This window comes from Actinophytocola sp. (assembly GCF_036555685.1).
Classification (GTDB): domain Bacteria; phylum Actinomycetota; class Actinomycetes; order Mycobacteriales; family Pseudonocardiaceae; genus Actinophytocola.
Genome location: NZ_DATBKY010000237.1, coordinates 15,017 through 34,890 on the forward strand (window position 1 = coordinate 15,017; position 19,874 = coordinate 34,890).

At 70.0% G+C, this 19,874-nt stretch carries 17 protein-coding genes; 10 read left to right on the forward strand and 7 right to left on the reverse strand.

Annotation, left to right across the window (positions count from 1 at the left end):
- Positions 1-65 precede the first annotated feature (65 nt).
- The gene (locus VH969_RS23265) at positions 66-2,357 is read right to left on the reverse strand and encodes an immune inhibitor A domain-containing protein (RefSeq protein ID WP_331977676.1); all 2,292 of its coding nucleotides are present in this window, start codon (positions 2,355-2,357) and stop codon (positions 66-68) included.
- Between the two features lie 299 nt (positions 2,358-2,656).
- Between VH969_RS23265 and VH969_RS23270 the strand changes: the two genes are divergently transcribed.
- From VH969_RS23270 to VH969_RS23290, 5 genes are all read left to right on the forward strand, one after another.
- Complete coding sequence (locus tag VH969_RS23270; protein WP_331977679.1) at positions 2,657-2,998, forward strand: CU044_2847 family protein; 342 nt, start codon at positions 2,657-2,659, stop codon at positions 2,996-2,998.
- Positions 2,999-3,039: 41 nt separating this feature from the next.
- A complete protein-coding gene (locus VH969_RS23275) occupies positions 3,040-6,927 on the forward strand; it encodes a tetratricopeptide repeat protein (RefSeq protein ID WP_331977681.1) in 3,888 nt (1,295 codons plus the stop codon).
- Between the two features lie 99 nt (positions 6,928-7,026).
- Positions 7,027-7,743, forward strand: coding sequence for a hypothetical protein (locus VH969_RS23280; RefSeq protein ID WP_331977683.1), 717 nt, complete (start codon positions 7,027-7,029; stop codon positions 7,741-7,743).
- A gap of 220 nt (positions 7,744-7,963) precedes the next feature.
- Positions 7,964-9,055 (forward strand): hypothetical protein, encoded by a 1,092-nt coding sequence (locus VH969_RS23285; protein ID WP_331977685.1) that lies wholly within the window; start codon positions 7,964-7,966, stop codon positions 9,053-9,055.
- Positions 9,056-9,441: 386 nt separating this feature from the next.
- The gene (locus tag VH969_RS23290; RefSeq protein WP_331977687.1) at positions 9,442-9,639 is read left to right on the forward strand and encodes a hypothetical protein; all 198 of its coding nucleotides are present in this window, start codon (positions 9,442-9,444) and stop codon (positions 9,637-9,639) included.
- A 78-nt stretch (positions 9,640-9,717) separates the two neighbouring features.
- Here the strand turns inward: VH969_RS23290 and VH969_RS23295 are convergent, their stop codons facing one another.
- The 6 genes from VH969_RS23295 to VH969_RS23320 form a co-directional block, all read right to left on the reverse strand.
- Positions 9,718-10,245 carry a DUF2231 domain-containing protein gene (locus VH969_RS23295; protein WP_331977689.1) on the reverse strand — a complete coding sequence of 176 codons (528 nt, stop codon included), beginning with the start codon at positions 10,243-10,245 and terminating at the stop codon, positions 9,718-9,720.
- A 46-nt stretch (positions 10,246-10,291) separates the two neighbouring features.
- A complete protein-coding gene (locus tag VH969_RS23300; protein ID WP_331977691.1) occupies positions 10,292-11,590 on the reverse strand; it encodes a sensor histidine kinase in 1,299 nt (432 codons plus the stop codon).
- Positions 11,587-12,270 (reverse strand): response regulator transcription factor, encoded by a 684-nt coding sequence (locus VH969_RS23305; protein WP_331977693.1) that lies wholly within the window; start codon positions 12,268-12,270, stop codon positions 11,587-11,589. Before VH969_RS23305 ends, VH969_RS23300 begins: the two co-directional genes overlap by 4 nt.
- A gap of 423 nt (positions 12,271-12,693) precedes the next feature.
- Positions 12,694-12,990, reverse strand: coding sequence for a hypothetical protein (locus VH969_RS23310; RefSeq protein WP_331977695.1), 297 nt, complete (start codon positions 12,988-12,990; stop codon positions 12,694-12,696).
- Between the two features lie 117 nt (positions 12,991-13,107).
- Positions 13,108-13,824 carry a CBS domain-containing protein gene (locus VH969_RS23315; RefSeq protein WP_331977697.1) on the reverse strand — a complete coding sequence of 239 codons (717 nt, stop codon included), beginning with the start codon at positions 13,822-13,824 and terminating at the stop codon, positions 13,108-13,110.
- A complete protein-coding gene (locus tag VH969_RS23320) occupies positions 13,821-14,225 on the reverse strand; it encodes a hypothetical protein (protein ID WP_331977699.1) in 405 nt (134 codons plus the stop codon). The genes VH969_RS23315 and VH969_RS23320 overlap by 4 nt, the downstream gene beginning before the upstream one ends.
- Positions 14,226-14,382: 157 nt before the next feature.
- Between VH969_RS23320 and adhP the strand changes: the two genes are divergently transcribed.
- The 5 genes from adhP to VH969_RS23345 all read left to right on the forward strand — a co-directional run bounded on the left by adhP (position 14,383) and on the right by VH969_RS23345 (position 19,860).
- Positions 14,383-15,393 (forward strand): alcohol dehydrogenase AdhP, encoded by a 1,011-nt coding sequence (gene adhP, locus VH969_RS23325; RefSeq protein WP_331977701.1) that lies wholly within the window; start codon positions 14,383-14,385, stop codon positions 15,391-15,393.
- 5 nt (positions 15,394-15,398) lie between these two features.
- Complete coding sequence (locus VH969_RS23330) at positions 15,399-16,016, forward strand: CBS domain-containing protein (protein WP_331977886.1); 618 nt, start codon at positions 15,399-15,401, stop codon at positions 16,014-16,016.
- Positions 16,013-18,676 (forward strand): bifunctional acetate--CoA ligase family protein/GNAT family N-acetyltransferase, encoded by a 2,664-nt coding sequence (locus VH969_RS23335; protein WP_331977703.1) that lies wholly within the window; start codon positions 16,013-16,015, stop codon positions 18,674-18,676. Before VH969_RS23330 ends, VH969_RS23335 begins: the two co-directional genes overlap by 4 nt.
- 27 nt (positions 18,677-18,703) lie before the next feature.
- Positions 18,704-19,324, forward strand: coding sequence for a CBS domain-containing protein (locus VH969_RS23340; protein ID WP_331977705.1), 621 nt, complete (start codon positions 18,704-18,706; stop codon positions 19,322-19,324).
- 125 nt (positions 19,325-19,449) lie between these two features.
- Complete coding sequence (locus VH969_RS23345; protein WP_331977707.1) at positions 19,450-19,860, forward strand: Hsp20/alpha crystallin family protein; 411 nt, start codon at positions 19,450-19,452, stop codon at positions 19,858-19,860.
- The last annotated feature ends 14 nt before the right edge of the window (positions 19,861-19,874 follow it).

Here is a 19,874-nt window from a genome sequence, read left to right on the forward strand (position 1 = left end):
AGCCCTCCCCCTGTGTCAGGCGTACGAAGGCCGGTTTCCGTCACACCGGCCCGGTCGGGCAGGTGTCACGCGGGGTTGGCCACCGAGATGGTCAGGTCGTCCCCGGCGTCACCGGTGACCGTGACCCGCACGCCGTGGCCGGCGACCTTGACGCTGTTCTGCGGGTTCGCGGTGCTGTAGTAGGCGTCGGGATCGGTGTCGTCGAACACCGGAATCCCCTGGCTGGACGGCGCGCACGCGGCCTGCGTGACGACCGTCTGCTGCTGGCCCTTGCCCGACAGCACCTCCCGGTGCAGGCAGGTGTCGTCGGTGGCTTCGAGGCCGAAGGTGGCGTCGAACGGCTGGCGGCGGTTGCTCGGGTAGGTGCCGTCGGGGTAGGTGAACGGCGCCGGCCGGGCGTCGACGACCAGCGACAGGCCGCCGCCGGGGTGGGTGCTGGTGTTGTTGTCGCCGTAGGAGTGGTCGACGTACCAGACGAGCATGCCGTTCTGGAACTTGAAGTACTCCACCCAGTTCGGCGCCGTGAGGCCCTTGCTGAACTGGTAGGGGCCTTCGGCGAGCAGCGCGTCGGAGCCGACGTACTCCCGGTTCTCCACCAGGTAGTAGCGCTGGAAGGTGCCGGTCTCGGTACCGGTGGAGATCTTCCACGAGCCGGTCGCGGTCCACCCGTTGGTGCCGTTCTCGACGTCGTCGCTGAACGCGGTGGTGTTGCCGGTCTTCACGGCGATGTCGTCGAGGAACGCGCCGGCCAGGTGCACGCCGCCGTCGGTCTGGTAGCGGAACCGGAACTGCGAGGCCTTGCCGTCGGCGGGGTAGGAGAACTTCAGCGCCGTCCACTTGCCGCTGGAGTCGCCGTCGATCAGTGCGCCGGCTCGCTGCCAGTTCAGGCCGCCGTCGAGGGAGTACTCGCCGACCAGGAAGTCGAAGTCGGCCTCGATGACGTGCCAGGCGTTCGCGCTGACCGTGACGCGCGAGGCGGCCGGGATCGACCGGGTGAGCGACTCGTTGAGGTCGTCGGCGGTACCGGTCCACCACGCGTGGCTACCGGAGGTCGGCGTCGTGTAGGTCGTGCTCTTCGTGACGTCCGGCAGGTTGACCCGCACCGCCTGGTCCTTGTCGGACACCTGCAGCTGCGCCGGGTTGAGGGTGAAGTCGCCGGATGAGCCGAGCGGCACGGTGCTGTGGTCGAGCCAGCCGAGGAACAGCTTCTCCTCCGCGCCCATCAGGCCGGGGCGGGTGCCGATGCCCTCGTTCGCGGCCGCGCCGTGGCCCAGCCAGGAGCCGGAGCTCATCAGCGTCCAGAACGCGGTGGAGTTCTCGCCGGCGTTGGTGTCGTAGTAGTCCGGCAGGCCAAGGTCGTGGCCGAACTCGTGGCAGAACACGCCGAGCCCGCCGTTCTCCGGCTCGGTGGTGTAGTCGCCGAGCCAGTACTTCGACTCGCCGATCCGTGTGCCACCGGCCTTGTTGTCCGCGTCGCCCACCTGCGGGCCGGTCAGGCCGTAGTCGTCGCCGTTGACGTACCAGCGGTGCGACCAGATCGCGTCCTCGCCCTGCGCACCGCCGCCCGCGTCCTCGCCCGCACCGGCGTGCACGGCCTGGAAGTGGTCGATGTAGCCGTCGGGCTCGTCGAAGTTGCCGTCGTGGTCGTAGTCGTTGCGGTCCCACACGTCGAACTGCGCGAGGTAGGCGTCGATCTCGGCCGGGGTCTTGCCGGCGGCGAGCTGCGCGTTCCACCAGGCGTTGCCGGAGTCGGCGATGAAGTCCCAGGCGCCGCCGTCGTTCTCGCGGGCGTTGTCGCCGTACCAGGAGGCGTTGTAGGGCACCTTGACCCAGTCGGAGACGGTGTTGGTCACCGAGTAGCGGCCGTTGGACAGGGCCTCGTAGAAGGTGCGCATCGACTCGCCGGAGCCGTTGAAGTGCTCCTCGTAGTGCGCGGTGTCGAAGTTCGGCGCCCACGCGGTGGAGTTGTCGGCCGAGCGGTCCGGCTGCGGGATCTCGTTGTGCAGCGGGCCGGGCACGGTGCCGTAGCGGCCGGAGCTCTGGTCGCCGAACTCGGCCAGGATGGTGAAGATCTTGTCCTGGCGCGCGGTGGTCGTCTCGACGAACTTGCCCGGGGCGAGCTCGACCACGCCGCGGGAGTTGGCCTTGGTCCGGCCCTTGGCGACCTTCTCGATCGCCTGCTTGCGCATGTCGTTGCGCTGCTTGGTCAGCGGGCCGGGCAGGCTGTCCACGCGGTGCGCGGCCGGTGGCGGCGCGTCCTGTCGTGCCTGGTCCGCGACGGCCGAGGACGGTGGCACGGTGACGAACACAGCGGCGAGTGCGGCGCCCGCGAGCACGCCTGACAGACGTCTGTTCACAGATGGGTCCTTCGTGATGGGCAGGGGGTTACGGATGCAAATCGGATCACGCCCCAGCGGTGCAACGGACACGAAATTCCCAGAAGCGGCACGGGGAATGGGAACGAAAGTCCGGGCGCGCTGGTGACCTTCGCGATCGCGGTGCCGGTGCACCGGACTCCGCTCGAGATCGCCCTCCTGCTGCCGGCCGTCGGCGGAGGACGGCTCGAGACCGGTACCCAGACAATCCTGTGTGGACTGTCGTGCCCGTTGGCGACGACCATGTCGGCCGCTGACGCCGAGCGACTACAGTCGCACGGGTGGCGGGTCATCTGGTACCGGTGGAGATCGACGGTGTCGAGGTCCTGGTCGAGACTGTCCCGGTTGCCGGCAGCGAACCGACCTCGCGGCGCGGTGACGCCGGTGAGCGGGTGCGGGCGGCCTTCGACAGCGTCCCGGACGTGATCGTCAGCATGGCTGCCCGGACCGTCGAGGCCGTGCGCAAGCTCGCCGCGTCCGACGCGGCACATCCGTCCCGGCTGGAGGTCGAGTTCGGTATCGGGTTCGCCGCCAAAGGCAACGTCGTCGTCGCCAGCGGCGAGGCCAACGCCTCGTTGAAGGTCAAACTGATCTACGAGGCCTCCCCGCCGGGCCAACCGTGACGCCGCCTGCCTACCTGGGTCGGGTCCGTACCGCGGACGGCGTGGTCGCCGGCACCTGCTTTCAAGTCGCACCCAGCATCCTGGTCACGGCGCAGCATGTCCTGTCCGGGGACGTCCTGGTGGACAACTTCGGGGACGAGATCGCGTCCGCTCGGGTGCTTCGGGCCGACCCCGTGCACGACCTCGCCGTCCTGCGCGTGGAGCGGCCGTTCGCGGCCAGCGTCACGGGCTTGTCCGTCACCGACGCCGAGAGGCTGACGTCTTCCGTCGTCGTCACGGGCGCATGCGAGGTCGACGATTCCGGTCGAGGCTACAGTCATCTGGATGCCCCGGGTTCGTGGTCGGGCGGCACCACCCGGGACGGCGTGCCGCTGGGTCGCCTTTCCAGCACGGACGTCCTGCTCGGGATGAGCGGTGCCCCGGTCCGCCGGCTGGGCGATGACGTGGTGGTCGGCGTGGTCTCCGGCCGGTACAACAGCGCCGACGGTTGGTTGCGCGACTCCGTGTGGGTGGCCAGGGTCGAGGACCTGCAGCCGCTCCTGGCCGGGTTGGTCGACGTGGCGGTCGGTGGCCGCCCGCTCGGACCGATCGTCGACCTGGTGCTGGAGGTGTCGACGTCGACGGTTCGTCTCCGCGGCCCCGGTATCGACCTCATCGCCGAACATGGCGGCGTTGGGTTCGGCTTGCGCTCCGCCGTGCGGGAGCGACAGCCACGCCGCGCCGGCCGGCTGCTGGCCGAGTCCTTCCTGCCCGAGCCGCTGTCCGGTGCGCTGGCCGACGTGTTGCGCCGGGCCGACGCGGCGGACACGGTGGTGCGGCTCGGATTGGACGCCGCGGACTTCGCGATGCTGCCCTGGGAGGCGTTGCCGAACCCGGTGGACGGTCGGCCGCTGGCACTGTCGCGGCTGGTTGTCGTGTATCGCAGGGCACCCGCGCCGCAGCCGCGCCCGATTCGCGGCCCGTTACGCCTCGTCGTGGCCATCGCCTCGCCCGACGACGCTTCCCCGGTGCTGGACTTCGAGCGCGAGCTACGCAACGTGCTGGCGGCCGTGCGCGGCGCCCGTCAAGGCGAGGCCCAGGTCCGCCTCGTGCCGTTCGCGACCACCTCTGCCATTCGCGCCGAGCTCGCCGCCGGCCCGGCCCACGTCCTGCACATGTCCGGGCACGGCCGGCCGGGGGAACTCCTGCTTGAGGATGACGACGGCGCCGGCAGACCGGTCACCGCCGAAGTGTTCGTCGAGGAGGCCATCCCACCCGGCGCCATGCCACCGGTCGTCGCTCTCTCGGCGTGCCACGCGCACGAGTCCCCGTCCTTCTCGGCGGCCCTCCTTCGATGCGGCGCCAGCGTGGTCATCGGCGCCGAGGCATCGGTTTCCGACCGCTACGGCACCCGCTTGTTCGCCCGCGTCTACAACGAGTTGGCCTCCTCGGCCCAGCCCGACGTGCTCGCCGCGGTCGCTGAGGCCCGCCGGATCGTGCAGCGAGAGCTGGAGTCGGCCAAGGATCCGCTGGCCGACCGCGACGAGTGGAGTGTCATCACCGTCCACACCGGCGGCGCCGCCATCCTGTTCGATCCCGCCGCGTCCGAGACGCTGCCGCCGCCTGCGCGTCAGTCGCTGCGCGGCCTGCTGGACCGTGGTGTGGGCGAGTTCGTCGGCCGCCGCCGCGAACAACGCGAGCTGCCCACCCTGCTCCTCGGCACCGCCACCAGCGGTGTCCTCCTGTACGGCATCGGCGGCGTCGGCAAGACCACGCTCGCCGCCCAGCTCGTCCGCCGGATCCAGTCCCGCGAACCAGCCCGCCGCGCCATCGTCCTCAACGGCGAACTTTCGGTCGACGCCGTGTTCACCAAGGTCGCCGTCACGCTCCGCCGGGCCGGCCTGCCCGCGGCCGCGGAGTTCGTCAGCCGGCTGGACGAACGCTGGCAAGATCGGTTCGACGCTCTCCGCGAGGACGTCCTCGACAATCTGCCCCTGCTCCTCGTCCTCGACAACTTCGACGACAACCTCACCGACAACCTCACCGACAACCTCACCGACAACCTCACTGACAACCTCACTGACAACCTCACCGACAACCACACCGGCAACCAGATCCGCGATGCCGCCCTGGCCGGCCTTCTGGCGGCCTGGTCCCGTGATCCGGGCCGCAGTCGCCTGCTGATCACGTCCCGCCACCCGGTCGGCGTTCCCGGACTGACCCTCCGCCCGGTCGGCCCCCTGTCGCTGGCCGAGACTCTCAAACTCATCTGGTCGCTTCCCGCCCTCGACGCTCTCGAACCGACCGACATCGAGCGGGTCTGGCGCCTCGTCGGCGGCCACCCTCGCACCCTGGAATACCTCGACGCTCTCCTCACCGGCGGCCGGGCCCGTTTCCACGACGTCACCGAACGCCTCGCGCGTGCCGTCGATACCACCGCCCTCGCCGCCACCCCCACGCTCGACGCCGCGCTCGCCCAGTCGATCACCCTGGCAGCCAACGAAGTCCTTCTCGATCAACTTCTCGCGACTCTGCCGGCCGACGTCGAGCGCCACCTCGTGGAGCTGTCGGTCTACCGCGAACCCATAGAGATATCGACAGACCTCTCGACGGACCTGACCCTCCTCGAGGCCAGCAGCCTCGTCACGCTCGACGGCGGCAGAGCGTTCGTCCACCGCTGGACCGCAACAGAGCTCGCCCGCCGGTGGACGGCCGACCACCATGCCGACGACCTCGCCGCGGCCCACCGCCAAGCGGCGCAGTACTGGCGGCGGCGCGTCAAAACCCTGAAGCTGGAAAATGCTGCCGTCGTCCACGATCTCCTCGAAGCCCGACACCATCTGCTCGCCGCGGGCGATCGCGCTGAAGGGTTTGTGATAACAGAAGCCGCGCTCTTGGTGCTCGACGGTATGGGCGCGCCCGACCATGCGTTCGAGCTCACCCGCGACACCCTGCGCTGGGTGGAACTAGACTCACCTCAGCAGCTCGCCATGACCCAACGTCTCGGTGTTCTCGCCCAGGGTTGGGGAGACTACTCGGAAGCCGAGCGCTGCTACCAGCAAGCGCTGGAGATCAGCAAACGACTGAATGTCGCCGCCGGCATGGCAACCTGCTCCTACCAGCTCGGCAAGCTGGCCAAGGACCGGGGAAACTACGCCGACGCCGAACACCACTACCGGCGCGCCCTGGAGATCAGCGAGCAGTCGAACGCGATGTCCGGAATGACCGCGGCGGTCTATCACGAGTTCGGAAACCTGGCTGAGTCTCGAGGCGACTACGACGAGGCAGAACGCCGCTATCACCAGGCGCTCGAGATAAGTGAACAGCTGGGCAACCGATATGAGATGTCGGCCACCATCGGGCAACTCGGCATGCTCGCCCACGATCGAGGCGACCATCAGGAGGCCGAGCGCCGCTACCGTCAAGCCCGGAAGATCGCAGAGAACGTAAACAATCCGGCCCAGCTGGCAACCTTCTACCACCAGGAGGGCGTGCTCGCGCACGATCTCGGGAAGTACGCGGAAGCGGAAGACCTCTACCGGAGTTCCCTCGAAATCGACCTGAGGATGGGAGATCAAGCCGGCATCGCCGCCAACTACGGCCAACTGGGCCTGCTGGCCATGACACGCGAGGACTACCCGGAGGCCGAACGTCTGTACCAGCAGTCGCTGGCGATCAAAGAACGGCTGCGCGATCAAGCCGGCGTCGCGACGACACTGACCGGGCTAGGCTTGCTCGCCATGGCACGCAAGCGACTCGGCGACGCCGTCGGCTTCAACGCCCGCGCTCTCCTGCTTCGGCTCACACACGACTTGCCACATGTGCACTACAACAGGGCGCTACTTGTCTCGCTTCGCAGGCATGTGGGCAGTGCGGCATTCAACGACGCGGCCGGAAGAGTACTGGACACGGAGCAGATCACCAGGCTCAACGACCAATTGCCGAGGTGACTGCGGTAGCCTGCCGGGCGCTTCGTCGGCAAACCGGCGCGTCGTCGATGGGATGCGAATCCTGCGGCGACCGGAATCACCCAAGCGGGAGTCGCGCACATGGCAGGTGCTGGCAAGAAGGGGCGTGCCCCACGACGCGAAACCGTCGCGAGCCGTACGTCGGAGGCGCCAGTCGCGCAGGAATCCGAGGATCTCCACGACCGGGTACTGCGCATGGCCGGCGCGGAGCCCAAGCCGATACTCATCGGCGGTGCCGTCTTGTTCGTGTTCGCGGTGAGCATAGGCGGCGGCGGCCGGTACGTGATCAACCCGAACCTGCTTACGGGCACGTGGTCGTACATCGCGGGTGCGCTGGCCGCCACGTTCACCTTCCTGGCCATGTCGACGCTGATGTCGATGGCTTATTGCTTCATGTTCCCCCGCGACACCACCCTGGTACGGGCATTCGCCGCCTCAGTGGGGAACTTCGCCGCGATCGGCGCCATCGTGGGTACCCTGCTCGGCCTGCGGTTGGTCGTCCCGTTCGGCATCGACCTGGTACAGCACCGCGCTGACCACGATCAGCCGTTCATGGAATGCATCAGCATCGTCGGCAGCGCCGCCACCATGGTGACCCTGATGATGATCGGCCTGTGTTGGGTGCGTTCGCTGGGCGTGCTCATCTACTCGATCAGAAGCAATGTGGGAGCCGCTGACTCCCGGTCGCGGACAGTCGTCCTCATCCGAGGCGTTCTGCCCGCTGTGATCATGGCGGGGGCAAACTTCCTGGCACTTAACGCAGCCCGCGCCATGATGTTCCTCGTCGTTTCCAAATGACCGGTCGGACCGCCCGAGCGACCATTCGGCTTCCGGCGGTTGGCCGATTCCTGGCACGAACGAACCCGTTATGCTCGCCACCGACCCGCGTCCGCGGGTGATCTCGGCGCAACTGGGGGAAGTCATGAGGCGTTCGCGCCGTGCACCGGTGTGTGCAGCCGCTGTTCGATCCGTGTTCGTCACCGTGTTTGTCACCCTGTTCGCCGCCGGGGGCGTCGCTGTGGGCGCCACTGCGGCGTCGGCTCAGGGCGGGCGGGTGGCCGTCGACCTCGGGACCTTGCCCGGTGGCACCGGTGCCGCGACCGTCGCGATCAACGAGGCGGGGACGATCGCCGGTATGGCTGTGGCGGCCGACGGCACTGCTCGGCCGGTCCGGTGGACCAGCGGCGGGGTGATCGACGCACTGGCGACGCCCGCCGGCACTCAGTTCGGCACCACCGTCGATGTCAACGAGTCGGACACCGTCGCGGGCTACACGCAGGACGCGAGTGTGGGTGTGCATGGGGCGCTGTGGGACCGGAGCGGTGTTCGCACCGACCTGCTGGCGCTGCCGGGCGGCTGGGGCAGCGAACCGGCCGACCTCAACGACGCCGGCACGGTGGTCGGGTCTTCCCACGCGGCGAGCGGGGACACCCACGCCGTCCGGTGGAACCCGGGCGGTGTCCCCACGGACCTCGGCACACTGCCCGGCGGCACGGTCTCGGAAGCTCTCGCGGTCAACGAGCAGGGCATGGTCGTCGGACTCGCATTGACGGCGAGCTTCGAGCAGCACAGCGCGCTGTGGGACGCGGACGGGAATATCACCGAACTCGTTGCCCCGGGTGGCGGCGGCGACACCTACCCCATGGACATCAACGAGCAAGGCGAGGTCATCGGCCAGGCGCAGTTCATGGACGGCACGTACCACGCCGTGCGGTGGAGCAGCTCGGGCGTCCCCACTGACCTCGGCACGATCGACGGGTTCGGGGACAGCAACGCGCTCGCCATCAACGACCTCGGCGTCGTGGTCGGGGACTCGCAGGATCGCCCGGTCCGGTGGAACGCGGCCGGCGAGCTGACCGAGCTTCCCACGCTGCCCGGCTACTTCACCGGCGCCGCGAACGAGATCAACGGTCAGGGCATCGTCGCCGGCACGGCCGGCGACTTCATCACCGGCCAGCAGGCGGTGCGCTGGAACGCCGCGGGCAAGGTGAGCGCGCTGGGCAACCTGCCCGGCGGCACCGGGAGCAACGTCAACGACATCAACGACAAGGGCGTGATCGTCGGCAACGCACGAACCGCGGACGGCCGCACGCACGCGGTGCGGTGGTGACCCAGGCCGTCGCCAGGCCGCGCACACGCGCTTGACCTGCGTGTCTACCGCACAAGGCAAACACATTTCACCGCTGGGTCGGTCCGGGAAGGTTGTCGCTCCCGGACACGAGGAAGGCACCTGCGAACCAGCCACAAGCTCCTAACAGGAATCCCCACCGTCGCTTTCGGACTCACGCTCCTGCTCGCCCCGGCACGGGCCGCCACCGTGCCACCGCCGCCAGGTGGTGGGGATCCGGTAACGCTGTACCTGCACGGGTACGACTTCCAGACCCAGGAGAACGGTTGGTACTGCGGGCCGGCCGCCACCCGCCTGGCATTGACCTTGCACGGCCAGCATCCCTCGCAGTCGACGCTCGCACGCGAACTTCCCACAAAATTCCCCACGTGGGGACCCGACTCCAGAATGTCGACGGTGTCCTGCGAACCCGCCTCGGCGGCCACTACCACTACAAACTGATCAAGGGGTCCACGGCGACCAGCCAGGACATCTCGATCCTGAGGAACCACATCAAGTACTCCATCGGAGCCGGATACGCCGTCGTGGCAAGCGTGTACGGCACGACGACCGATCTCGGTGGCTGACCGACGCCGTCGAGCCGGCGCAACGCCATCGCAAAGCCATCGCCAAGCCATCGCCAAGCACCGGCTTGGTCGCCACACTCAGTCGTCGTCGCCGTGGTGGGTGGGTGCGACGTATTTTGTGTTGTGCCATACCGCGCGGGCACCGGAGTCGCCGATGCGCACGACCTGCACGGCAGAGACGGCGGCCAGTGCGACCGCCACCGCGGCCAGCGCCACTGCGGCCGGCCGCGTCCAGCGCGCCGCGGGCGCGATCGTCGTACCCGGGCCGTCGGCGCGCGCGGTGCGGAAGCGATCGAGCAGCACGAGGGCGGCGAGCGCGATCGTCATCGGGGCGACGAACGCGAGGAGCTGGTCGCCGAGCTCGGCGTGCGTGTGGATCAGTGCGTTCTCCGGCAGGCGGTCGCGCAGCTCCTCACCGGAGCTCGTGGCGACCGGGATGGAGAGCGTCGCGAGCACCGCGAGAAAGACCACCGGCCAGCCGTACCGTCGCCGGGCCGCCGGCCACACGGCGATGGCGATGCCGGTGAGCAGGGCGAGCGGGACGAGTACTACGACGGCGTGCACGACGAGCGGGTGCAGCGGCAGGCCGAAGACGAATGCGGGCATGTGATGGCCTCTCCCTGTCGGGCGGGACCTCGCCGGCCCCACCTGGTCACCCCGGCGATGGTGGTGGCCGAGTCTGGGAGAAATCTTGGAGCGGCTCTCCGGGTGCCTCGTCTTCGAGCGGGAGTGTCATCCGCAGCCGGGCGCCGCCGCCGGGTGCGTCCGCGCCGGAGACGTCTCCGCCCAAGCGCGCGGCGATGTCGCTGACCAGGGCCAGCCCGAGGCCGTAGCGGCGGCGCGACGCCGTGTTCTGCTGCTCGCGTGTGGTGGCGAAGCGATCGAAGATGCGTGGCAGGACGGCCGGGTCTATACCGGCACCGTCGTCCGTCACATCGAGAACTGCGTGCCGTGTGGCCGGGTCCGCCGCAACCGCCACCGTCACGGCCGAGGTGGCGTGGCGGATCGCGTTGTCCAGTAAGGCGGTCACGGCGCGGTGCGCCGCGGTCGGCGAGCCGCGCACGACGACGGCAGTGCCGGGGCGGTGAACGGTGAGCGTGACGCCCGCTTCCGCCGAGGCCGTGCGGTACGCCGCGGTCACCTGCCCCGCGAGCTCGGCGAAGTCGAACGTCGTGTCGTTGTTGTCGTCGGGGTCGGCCGATCGCAGAAGGTCTTCGAGGATCGCGGTCAGGTGGCGAGCGTCGTCGACCACGCCGTCGGCCTCCCGCGCCACCTCATCGGGCGCCGCACCACGGCCGAGGTGGCGGCGCAGCATCTGCACCCGGGTGGACAACAGGGTCAGCGGCGTCCGCAGCTCGTGGCTCGCGTCCGAGACGAACCGCCGCTGCATGGCGAGCGCGGTCGCCAGCGGACGGACGGCACGGCGGCTGAGCCACACCCCGGCCGCAGCGGCGAGCACCAGACCCACCGCACCGCAGCCGAGCAGGGCGAACGCGAGGCGATCACGCTGGTCGTGGTTGGCGGTCAGGTCGAGCGCGGCCTGCACGGTGATCGACCCGCGGCGCGCTGTGTACACGGCGTACTCGGTGCCGTGAGCCAGGTACTCACCGGTGGTCGCCGCGCCAGTTCGATGTACCGCGGTGAGAGAAGCCTCATCGGGAAGCCCGGTCGGTAGGCCCGGCGTGGCGATCCGGCCCTTCGGTCCCTGCGCGACCAACCACACACCCGCCGGCGGGTCGGTCACGTCGTCCGCCCGCGCGACCGCCTGCTCGAGCAGGGTCACCGCCGCTCGATGCTGTCCCTGGACCACGACGATCACCGCGAGCCCGGACAGCACCACGACGATCAATGCGACAGCCAGGGCGATCTGCAGCCCGAGCCGGCGGGTCGCCCGGCCCAGCAGTGCGGCGTCGCGATCGGTGGGTGCCGGTCCCGTGGCGAAGCCGCTCACGGCCGGCCGAGCTGGTATCCGCGACCGTGCACCGTTGCGACGATCCGGCGGCCGAGCTTGCGTCGCAGGTAGTGGACGTACGTGTCGACCACGGCCTCACTGCCGGCCTCGCTGCCGTCTTCGGTGAACGCCAGCGCCAGCAGGTCGCGGCGGCTGAACATCCGCTTCGGGTTCCTCGCGAGCACGGTCAGCATGGCGCACTCGCGCTCGGAGAGCCGTACCGGCGCCTCGCCCTCGCGAAGCACCTGGCGGGTCAGCACCTCCAGCTGACCGCCGTTGACCGGGAGCACGTCGGCCGCTTCCAAGTGCCTGCGGCGCAGCGCCCGCAGCCGGGCGAGGAGCTCGTCGACATCGAACGGCTTGCCGAGATAGTCCTCCGCGCCGGCATCCAGGCCGGCGACCCGGTCGGCAGGTTTGGCGAGCGCGGAGAGGACCAGGACGGGGGTGGTGACTGCCCGGGACCGCAGGCGCTCCACCAGGTCCAGTCCTTCGATGGCCGGCAGTCCACGGTCCACCACCAGCACGTCATACCGGCGGGTCAAGGCCAGGTGCAATGCCCGCTGCCCGTCGCGCGCCGCGTCCACCTCGTAGCCCTCCTCGTCGAGCAACGTGGAGAGCATCTCGACCAGCTCGCCGTCGTCCTCCACCAGGAGCACGCGAGCCCGGCTCGACTCGACCATGTCCCCATCTTGCCCGCGTTCGAGGGTGACGGCTCCGGCGAGGCGGCGCCACACTGCCGCGACGGCTCTGGGCGCCGGTGTGGTCGCGGGAGGTGGCCTGCAAAGGCGGGTCAGCCAGGACTCGAACTCATCTCGGGAGTCGAGCACCTACCTGCGGGCCAGGCCGACGCTCGTCAACCGGTCGGGGCGGCTCCATAGGTCCTAGTTGGACCATCGTGCGGGTGGTGTCGTAGTAGCGTCGAAGAAGGCGGCCTTGCAGCCGGCCAGCAAGCTGACCACCTCGTCTGGGGCCGCGACATGTAGGCCGCGAGCGGCATGGAGATCAGGTGCGTCGTCGGCGAAGTGGGCACCGGGCGCCTCGGCTGCTTGCGGGTGAACGCTTCACGCGGTGCGGTGGTTGTCTGTGTCGGACATTCCCGTCTTCTACAAGGTTTCCTCGCGGAGGACGTCGAGGTTGCGGAACACCGGCGAGCCGTCGCACAGCTTGGCCATCGACTCGGCGAACGCGGTGGTTTCCGGGAGGTTGGAGTTCTCCATCGCCTTTTCGTAGGAGGGGAACTCGACTATCGACAGGTAGGTGCGGTCCCGGTCGCGGTCGCTGGTCTGCAACGCGTGCACCGCCGTGCGCTTACCGTCCGTGCTCGCGAGCCACTGGTCCATGAGCTCGTTGATCTCATCGATGCGGCCCGTCGTGAACTCTATTACCTGGACGTACTTCATCAGACCAGTAGACGCCTGGGGAGCCCGGTCCAAAAGACTGGAGTACCGGCGCGACATCGGTGATTACCCAATGTAGGCAAGTCCGTGTCGTGCGAGTCGCCGCACGACGATGCGGCGTCAACGCCAGGGTTCGTGGGTGATGTCGACGCCCATCGGCGGCGGCACCCGTGCGTCATGGGTGTCATCGCGGCGGTAGGTCATCTTCATGGTCACGTCGACGACGCCGTCGATGTGGCGGGTCATCTGCTCCACGAGGTCGAGCTGGCTCTTCTGCTCGATCTGGCCCTCGAGGGTCACCTTTCCGTCGTGGACGGTCACGGTCAGGACCGCCGGGCTGACGGGCATGCCGAGACCGAACTCGAAGACGTTGTGGACGATGTCCTCGCGGATGTCCTCGTCCTTGCGCAGGAACACGGTCAGCAGGTCCTTGCGGCTGACGATTCCGACCAGCTTGCCGTCGTCGACGACGGGGAGGCGCTTGACGTTGTGCCGGGTGAGCTCCCGTGCGGCGTGCACGACGGTGGCGCTTGCAGTGACGGTGATCGCCGGGGTCGTCATCAGGTCGGCGGCGGTCGTGGCCCCGGCCCGCCGGGCGTTGCGGCGGCGGCGCCACCAGGTCATGGGTGACCGGGCCCAGTCCGGTTCCTGGGTGCCCTGCTTCACGAGCAGGTCGGCCTGGGAAACGACGCCCAGGACATGACCTTCCGTGTCGATCACGGGCACGGCACTGACGTCACGCTGCGCCAGAACCCGGACGATGTCCTTGAACGGCGTCTCCTTGCGCACCGTCGCGACATCCGTACTCATGACGTTGCTGATCTTGCGGTGACTCATCGCAGACTCCGTTCTGGTTTCCGGACCAGCCAGCCGCACAGGAACACCGCGGCTCCGGCCAGGGCCATCGCCGGCTGCAGCCAGCTGAACGTCTTGATGATCACGAGCTGGACGGCGATCCAGCCCATGAGAAGCACGCCGGCCACCATCGCCGCCTCGGCCGCGCTCGGGTGACCGACGCCGGCCAGATACGCGGCCGTCGCCATCGGCAACGCGACGACGATCGCGAGCGCCAACCCGCCGAAGACCGCGCTGTGGAACGGGAATCGCACGGTGATGGCCGGGCCCATGTCGATCAGACCGGCCGCCAGGGCGGCCGCGCCCGCCAGTGCACTGGTCGCGACGACTCCCGCGGTCACCGACAGCCAGACATGTCGCTGCGTGCGGTGTGCCGTCTTCATACCTTGACGATCCGCCCTGGTCGCGGCCGTGACTACGGTCGAAAGTCCCTGCCACACCGGGCCTTCGGCAGGCAAAGCGGGTGCGTCCGCCTCTGATCCGCGGCCCGACCCCGGCCGATGCTTGTGCTCAGGAACAGGCGTGTGCCGAGGAGGCGTCATGAGAGCAGCAGTGGTGACCGCGTACGACCAGCCGCTGGAGGTCGTCGACCGGCCGGTGCCGGAGCCCGCCGACGGCGAGGTGCTCGTCCGCATCCAGGCGAGCGGGCTGTGCCACACCGACATCCACGCCGCGCGCGGTGACTGGCCGGTGAAGCCGCCGCTGCCGTTCGTTCCCGGGCACGAGGGCGTCGGCGTCGTGGAGCGGCTCGGTGGCGGTGTCACGCATCTTGCGGTCGGCGACCGGGTCGCCGTTCCGTGGCTCGGCTACGCCTGCGGTCGCTGCGGGTACTGCGTGAGCGGCCGGGAGACGCTCTGCGAGTCGCAGGTCAATACCGGCTACGGCACCGACGGTGGTCACGCCGAATACGCGATCGCCCGCGCCAGCCACGTCGTGCCCGTGCCGGACGGCGTGAGCTCCCTCGACGCCGCGCCGCTCACGTGCGCCGGCGTCACCACGTACAAGGCGGTCAAGGTGTCCGGCCTGCGTCCAGCCGAGCGCGCCGCCATCTTCGGCATCGGCGGCCTCGGCCACCTCGCCCTCCAGTACGCGCGGATCTTCGGCGCCGAGACCATCGCGGTCGACGTCACCGAGGACAAACTGCGCCTCGCCGACGACCTCGGCGCGGACCACCTGGTCGATGCCGCCAAGACCGACCCGGTCGCCGCGATCAAGCAGCTGGGCGGCGCGGACGTCGCGGTCGTGCTGGCTGCCTCGCCGACCGTGCTGGAGCAGGCGCACGCCGCGCTACGCCGCGGTGGCCGGCTGGTGCTGGTGTCGCTGCCCAAGGAGAACACGATGCGGCTGCCCATCTTCGAGACCGTGCTCGGCGGCATCTCCGTCATCGGCTCGATCGTCGGCACCCGCGAGGACCTCGCCGAGGTCTTCCGCCTCCACTCCGCCGGCCGGACGAGGGTCGACGTCCAGGTCCGGAAGCTCGACGAGATCAACGACGCGATCGAGGACGTGCTCGCCGGCAGGGTAACCGCACGGGTGGTGTTCCAGCCGTGACACAGATGCTCACCGCGGGGCCGACCGTCGAGACGCGGATGACCCACCGGCCGATCTCGGTTTCCGCCGGCGCGTCGTGCCACGACATCGCCGCGATCCTCGCCGGAAACCGGATCGGCGCCGTGCCCGTCCTCGACGAGCAGGGCCGCCTGGTCGGAGCCGTGTCCGAGCTCGACCTCGTCCAGGCCGGCCTGCGGGCACCAGGCGACCTGGCGGCGTTGACCGCGTGCGAGGTGATGACGAGCCCGGTCACCGTGCGGCCCGACATGCCACTGCAGACCGCCACCCGCTTGCTCGGTGCGGCCGGGATCCGCCGGCTCTTCGTCGTCGCGGACGGACGGCTCGTCGGTGTGGTGTCCCGCGGCGACCTCCTGCGGTGCTACGCGCGCCATGACGCGGAGATCCGCGACGAGGTCGAGCGTGTGGTGCGGGCCGCCCTCCCGGACGCCGTGGTCGTCCGGGCCGGGGTCGAGGACGGCGTGGTGCTTCTGGTCGGCCGCGTGCAGTGGCGCAGCGACCTCGCCGGCGTCGAGCCACTCGTCCGGACGGTTCCGGGCGTGACCGCGGTGCGCAACCGGCTGGGCTTCGTGTGGGACGACCGAGACAGGAGAAACCGGCGATGACCGCGGTCATGTCTCCCGGCGGGGTGCGCGCGCTGCTGACCAACGGTCGCGTCGTCCAGGTACGCGCGATGCAGCCGGCCGACCTGGCGGACGTGCTCGCGCTGCACCACCGGCTGTCCGAACAGGACCGGTACCTCCGATTCTTCGGGACCTCGACCGCTGTGTTCGCCCACATCTCCGGGCGGATCACGCGGGCGCCGGACAGCAAACACGCCGCGCTGGGTGCCTACCTCGACGGCACGCTCATCGGGGTCGCGCACTACGAAGTGCTCGACGACCCGACCATGGCCGAGGTGGCGCTGGTGGTCGACGGCTCCGTGCAGGCCCGCGGACTGGGCACGCTGCTGCTGGAGCACCTCGCCTCGTTCGGCCGCCGCCACGGGGTGACCCGGTTCGTGGCCGACGTCCTGGCCGAGAACCGCCGCATGATCCAGGTCTTCCTCGACGCGGGCATGGCCTACCGGATGACCGTGGACGGGCCCGAACGGCACGTCGAGATCTCTCTGGACGAGGACGAGAAGTTCGCCGCCGCGGTCGACGAGCGGGATCGGGTGGCCGACGTCGCCAGCCTCGCCGCCCTGCTACGCCCGGCGTCCGTGGTGGTCGTCGGTGCCGGCCGGCGCCCCGGCGGCATCGGGCACGCCGTGCTGCGAAACCTCCTCGACGGTGGCTTCGCCGGCACGCTCACCGCGGTCAACCCCCACGCCGACGAGATCGCCGGCATCTCGTGCCGGCACTCGGTGGCCGAGCTGCCCGGCCCGCCGGAGCTCGCGGTGATCTGCGTGCCCGCGGCCGGGGTGCCGGACGCGGTCGAGGAGTGCGGGCGCCGCGGTATCCGCGCGGTGGTCGTGATCTCCGCCGGTCTGAGCGGCACCGAGCTCAGCGCCCGCGTGCTGGACTCCGTGCGCCGGTACGGCATGCGGCTGGTCGGACCGAACTGCGTCGGCGTGGTCAACACGGACCCGGCCGTGCGCATGGACGCCACGTTCATCCGCGGCGCGATCCCAGCCGGGAACGTGGGCGTCGTCAGCCAGTCCGGGGGAGTGGGCATCGCGCTGGTAGAGCTTCTCGGCGGGCTCGGTCTCGGCCTGTCCACGCTAGTGTCCACAGGAGACAAGTACGACGTGAGCGGCAACGACATGCTGCTGTGGTGGCGGCACGACCCGAACACGGCCGCCGCCGTGCTCTACCTGGAGTCGTTCGGCAACCCGCGCAAGTTCAGCCGCCTGGCCCGCGGGCTCGCCCGCACCAGGCCGGTCATTGCCGTGCGCTCAGCGGAGAGCGACATCGCGCAGGCCGCGGCCGCGTCGCACACGGCGGCCGCGGCCACCCCGGCGGTCACCCGCGATGCGCTCTTCGAGCAGGCCGGCGTCATCGCCGTGGACTCCGTCAGCGAGGTCACCGATCTGCTGGCCGCACTGTCCTGGCAACCGTTGCCGGCCGGCAACCGCGTCGCCGTCCTCAGCAACGCGGGCGGCTCCGGCGTGCTGGCCGCGGACGCGTGCGTCCACAGCGGACTCGTTCTTCCAGCGCTCACCGAGACGACCCGTGAGTCGCTCGCCCGGATCCTGCCGGCACAGGCGAGCCTCGCCAACCCGATCGATACCACCGCGGGTGTCGACGCGGCGACCTTCGGCTCCTGCCTCGAGATCCTGCTCGCCGCCGAGGACATCGACGCCGTGCTCGTCGCCGGCGTGCCGACGGCGATCGCCGATCCGATCACCGCGGTCGCGCGCATCGCCCGCACGTCGGCGAAACCGGTCCTGGCCGTGCGGCCGGGCCAGCTCGCCTCTGTGACGGGTCTGGACGACGGCGGCACGCCGGCGACCGCCAGCTACGCGGACCCGGCCCCCGCCGCGGCGGCACTCGGCCGGATCGCCCGGTATGCGGCCTGGCGACGCGAGCCGGCGGGCGAGCTTGCCAAGCCCGCAGACATCCGGCTGACGGAGGCCCGCCGGCTCGTCCGGGAGTTCCTCGCCGCGGCCCGCGCGGGCGGCTGGCTCGACCCGGCCGCCGCCATGCGGCTGCTCGCCCTCTTCGGCATCCCCGCCGTTCGCACAATCGAGGCACGTTCACCGGACCGGGCCGCCGCCGCGCTGCGTGAGCTCGGTGGGCCGGTCGCGGTCAAGGCGATCGCGGCCGGCGTGTTGCACAAGGCACGGGCCGGCGGCGTGGTTCTCGGCATCCCCGACGAGGCTGGAGTGCGCAACGCTTACGCGGAGTTCGCCCAGCGGTTCGGCACCGCGCTGCAGGGTGTGCTGCTCCAGCCGATGGCCGAACCAGGCCGCGAGCTCATCGTCGGCGTGGATGCCGACGATGTCTTCGGTCCGCTGGTCCTCTTCGGACTGGGGGGCACCGACACCGACCTCATCGCCGACCGAGCCGCCCGGCTCACGCCGCTGTCCGACGTCGACGCCGAGCGGATGGTGCACGGGCTGCGGTCCTCGGCCGCGTTGTTCGGACCGGCGGGGCTCCCGACGGGCGGGCTCGTCGACGTCCTCGAGCGGGTCAGTGCGCTCGCCGACGCGTTCCCCGAGCTGGCCGAGCTCGACCTGAACCCCATCGTCGTGCGGCCCGGCAGCTGCCAGGTCCTCGACGCGCGGGTGCGCCTGGTGCCCCGCGAACCCACCGACCCCTACCTGCGCCGGCTTCGCACCTGAAGCCCCAGATCGAAGGAGACGACCGACATGCGCGCACGCGACATCATGACCAGCCCGGTGATCACCGTGCGACCGGACTGCACCATCAAGAAGGCCGCGGGGCTGCTCGCCGCCCACGGGTTCACCGCCCTGCCCGTGGTGGACGACGACGACCGGCTCATCGGCATCGTGACCGAGGCGGACCTGCTCCGGGACCGCATCCCGCTGGACCCCCGGGCGCACATCCTGCCCGGGTACGAGCCGGCCACCGGCGCGGTGACGACCACCGTGGGCGAGGTGATGAGCACACCGGTCACCGCGATGGGGCCCGGCACCGACGTGGCGCTGCTGGCGGCGGCCCTGCTCGACGCGCACCAGCGCAGCATGCCGATCGTGGAGGGCTCGAAGGTCGTCGGCGTCGTGACGCGCCGGGACATCGTGGCGACCGTGGCACGCGACGATGCCACGGTGGCGGACGAGGTCCGCCACCGCCTGGAGATCTACGGCGGCCCGGGCCGCTGGCACGTCGAGTGCCACGACGGCGTGGTCACCATCGGCGACCGCTTCGACGACGAGACCGACCGGCACGTGGTCAGCGTGCTGGCCGAGGCCGTCCCCGGCGTCGTCCGTGCCAACGCGGTCGCGGTTCGCGAGGAGGACGACCGGTGAGTGCCCGCGCTATCTAGTGTGGACAGTGACGAAAGTCCCCGCGTCCCGGGACCAGTCGCCCTGTGCTCCCTCTTGTCCAACGGATTCGCTTGAGGTGCAAGGGAAGTTGGACGAGAGGAGTGCCGATGCCGAGTTTGATGCCACGAGCCACGTTGTTGCCGGACCTATTCCGGTACCTCGAGCAGGGATGGCCGTTCGCCGGGCTCACCGAGCACCACCCCGTGCGGATCGAGGAGTACCTGGAGGACGGCACGTATGTGCTGCGCGCCGAGATGCCGGGCTTCGACCCGGACAAGGACGTCAAGATCTCGGTCGCCGGTGACCAGCTGTCCATCACCGCGGAGCGGACGGTGGACAAGCACGACAAGGCACACAGCGAGTTCTTCTACGGCTCCTTCGCCCGCACGGTCCGGCTGCCTGCCGGTGCCGATGTCAACGCCGTCGAGGCTCGCTACGACGCCGGGATCCTCGAGATCACGGTGCCGGTCAAGGAAGAGGCCGACACCCGGGAAATCCCGGTCATTGTGAAGAAGTGAGAGGGGACAGGCGG

Excerpts from the sequence above, each read along its gene's own strand:
- VH969_RS23295 (WP_331977689.1), bottom strand. The coding sequence starts at position 10,245 with ATGCCCGCATTCGTCTTCGGCCTGCCGCTGCACCCGCTCGTCGTGCAC.
- VH969_RS23315 (WP_331977697.1), bottom strand. The coding sequence starts at position 13,824 with ATGAGTCACCGCAAGATCAGCAACGTCATGAGTACGGATGTCGCGACG.
- VH969_RS23345 (WP_331977707.1), top strand. The coding sequence starts at position 19,450 with ATGCCGAGTTTGATGCCACGAGCCACGTTGTTGCCGGACCTATTCCGG.
- VH969_RS23330 (WP_331977886.1), top strand. The coding sequence starts at position 15,399 with ATGCTCACCGCGGGGCCGACCGTCGAGACGCGGATGACCCACCGGCCG.
- VH969_RS23280 (WP_331977683.1), top strand. The coding sequence starts at position 7,027 with ATGGCAGGTGCTGGCAAGAAGGGGCGTGCCCCACGACGCGAAACCGTC.
- VH969_RS23340 (WP_331977705.1), top strand. The coding sequence starts at position 18,704 with ATGCGCGCACGCGACATCATGACCAGCCCGGTGATCACCGTGCGACCG.
- VH969_RS23320 (WP_331977699.1), bottom strand. The coding sequence starts at position 14,225 with ATGAAGACGGCACACCGCACGCAGCGACATGTCTGGCTGTCGGTGACC.
- VH969_RS23335 (WP_331977703.1), top strand. The coding sequence starts at position 16,013 with ATGACCGCGGTCATGTCTCCCGGCGGGGTGCGCGCGCTGCTGACCAAC.
- VH969_RS23305 (WP_331977693.1), bottom strand. The coding sequence starts at position 12,270 with ATGGTCGAGTCGAGCCGGGCTCGCGTGCTCCTGGTGGAGGACGACGGC.
- adhP (WP_331977701.1), top strand. The coding sequence starts at position 14,383 with ATGAGAGCAGCAGTGGTGACCGCGTACGACCAGCCGCTGGAGGTCGTC.
- VH969_RS23310 (WP_331977695.1), bottom strand. The coding sequence starts at position 12,990 with ATGAAGTACGTCCAGGTAATAGAGTTCACGACGGGCCGCATCGATGAG.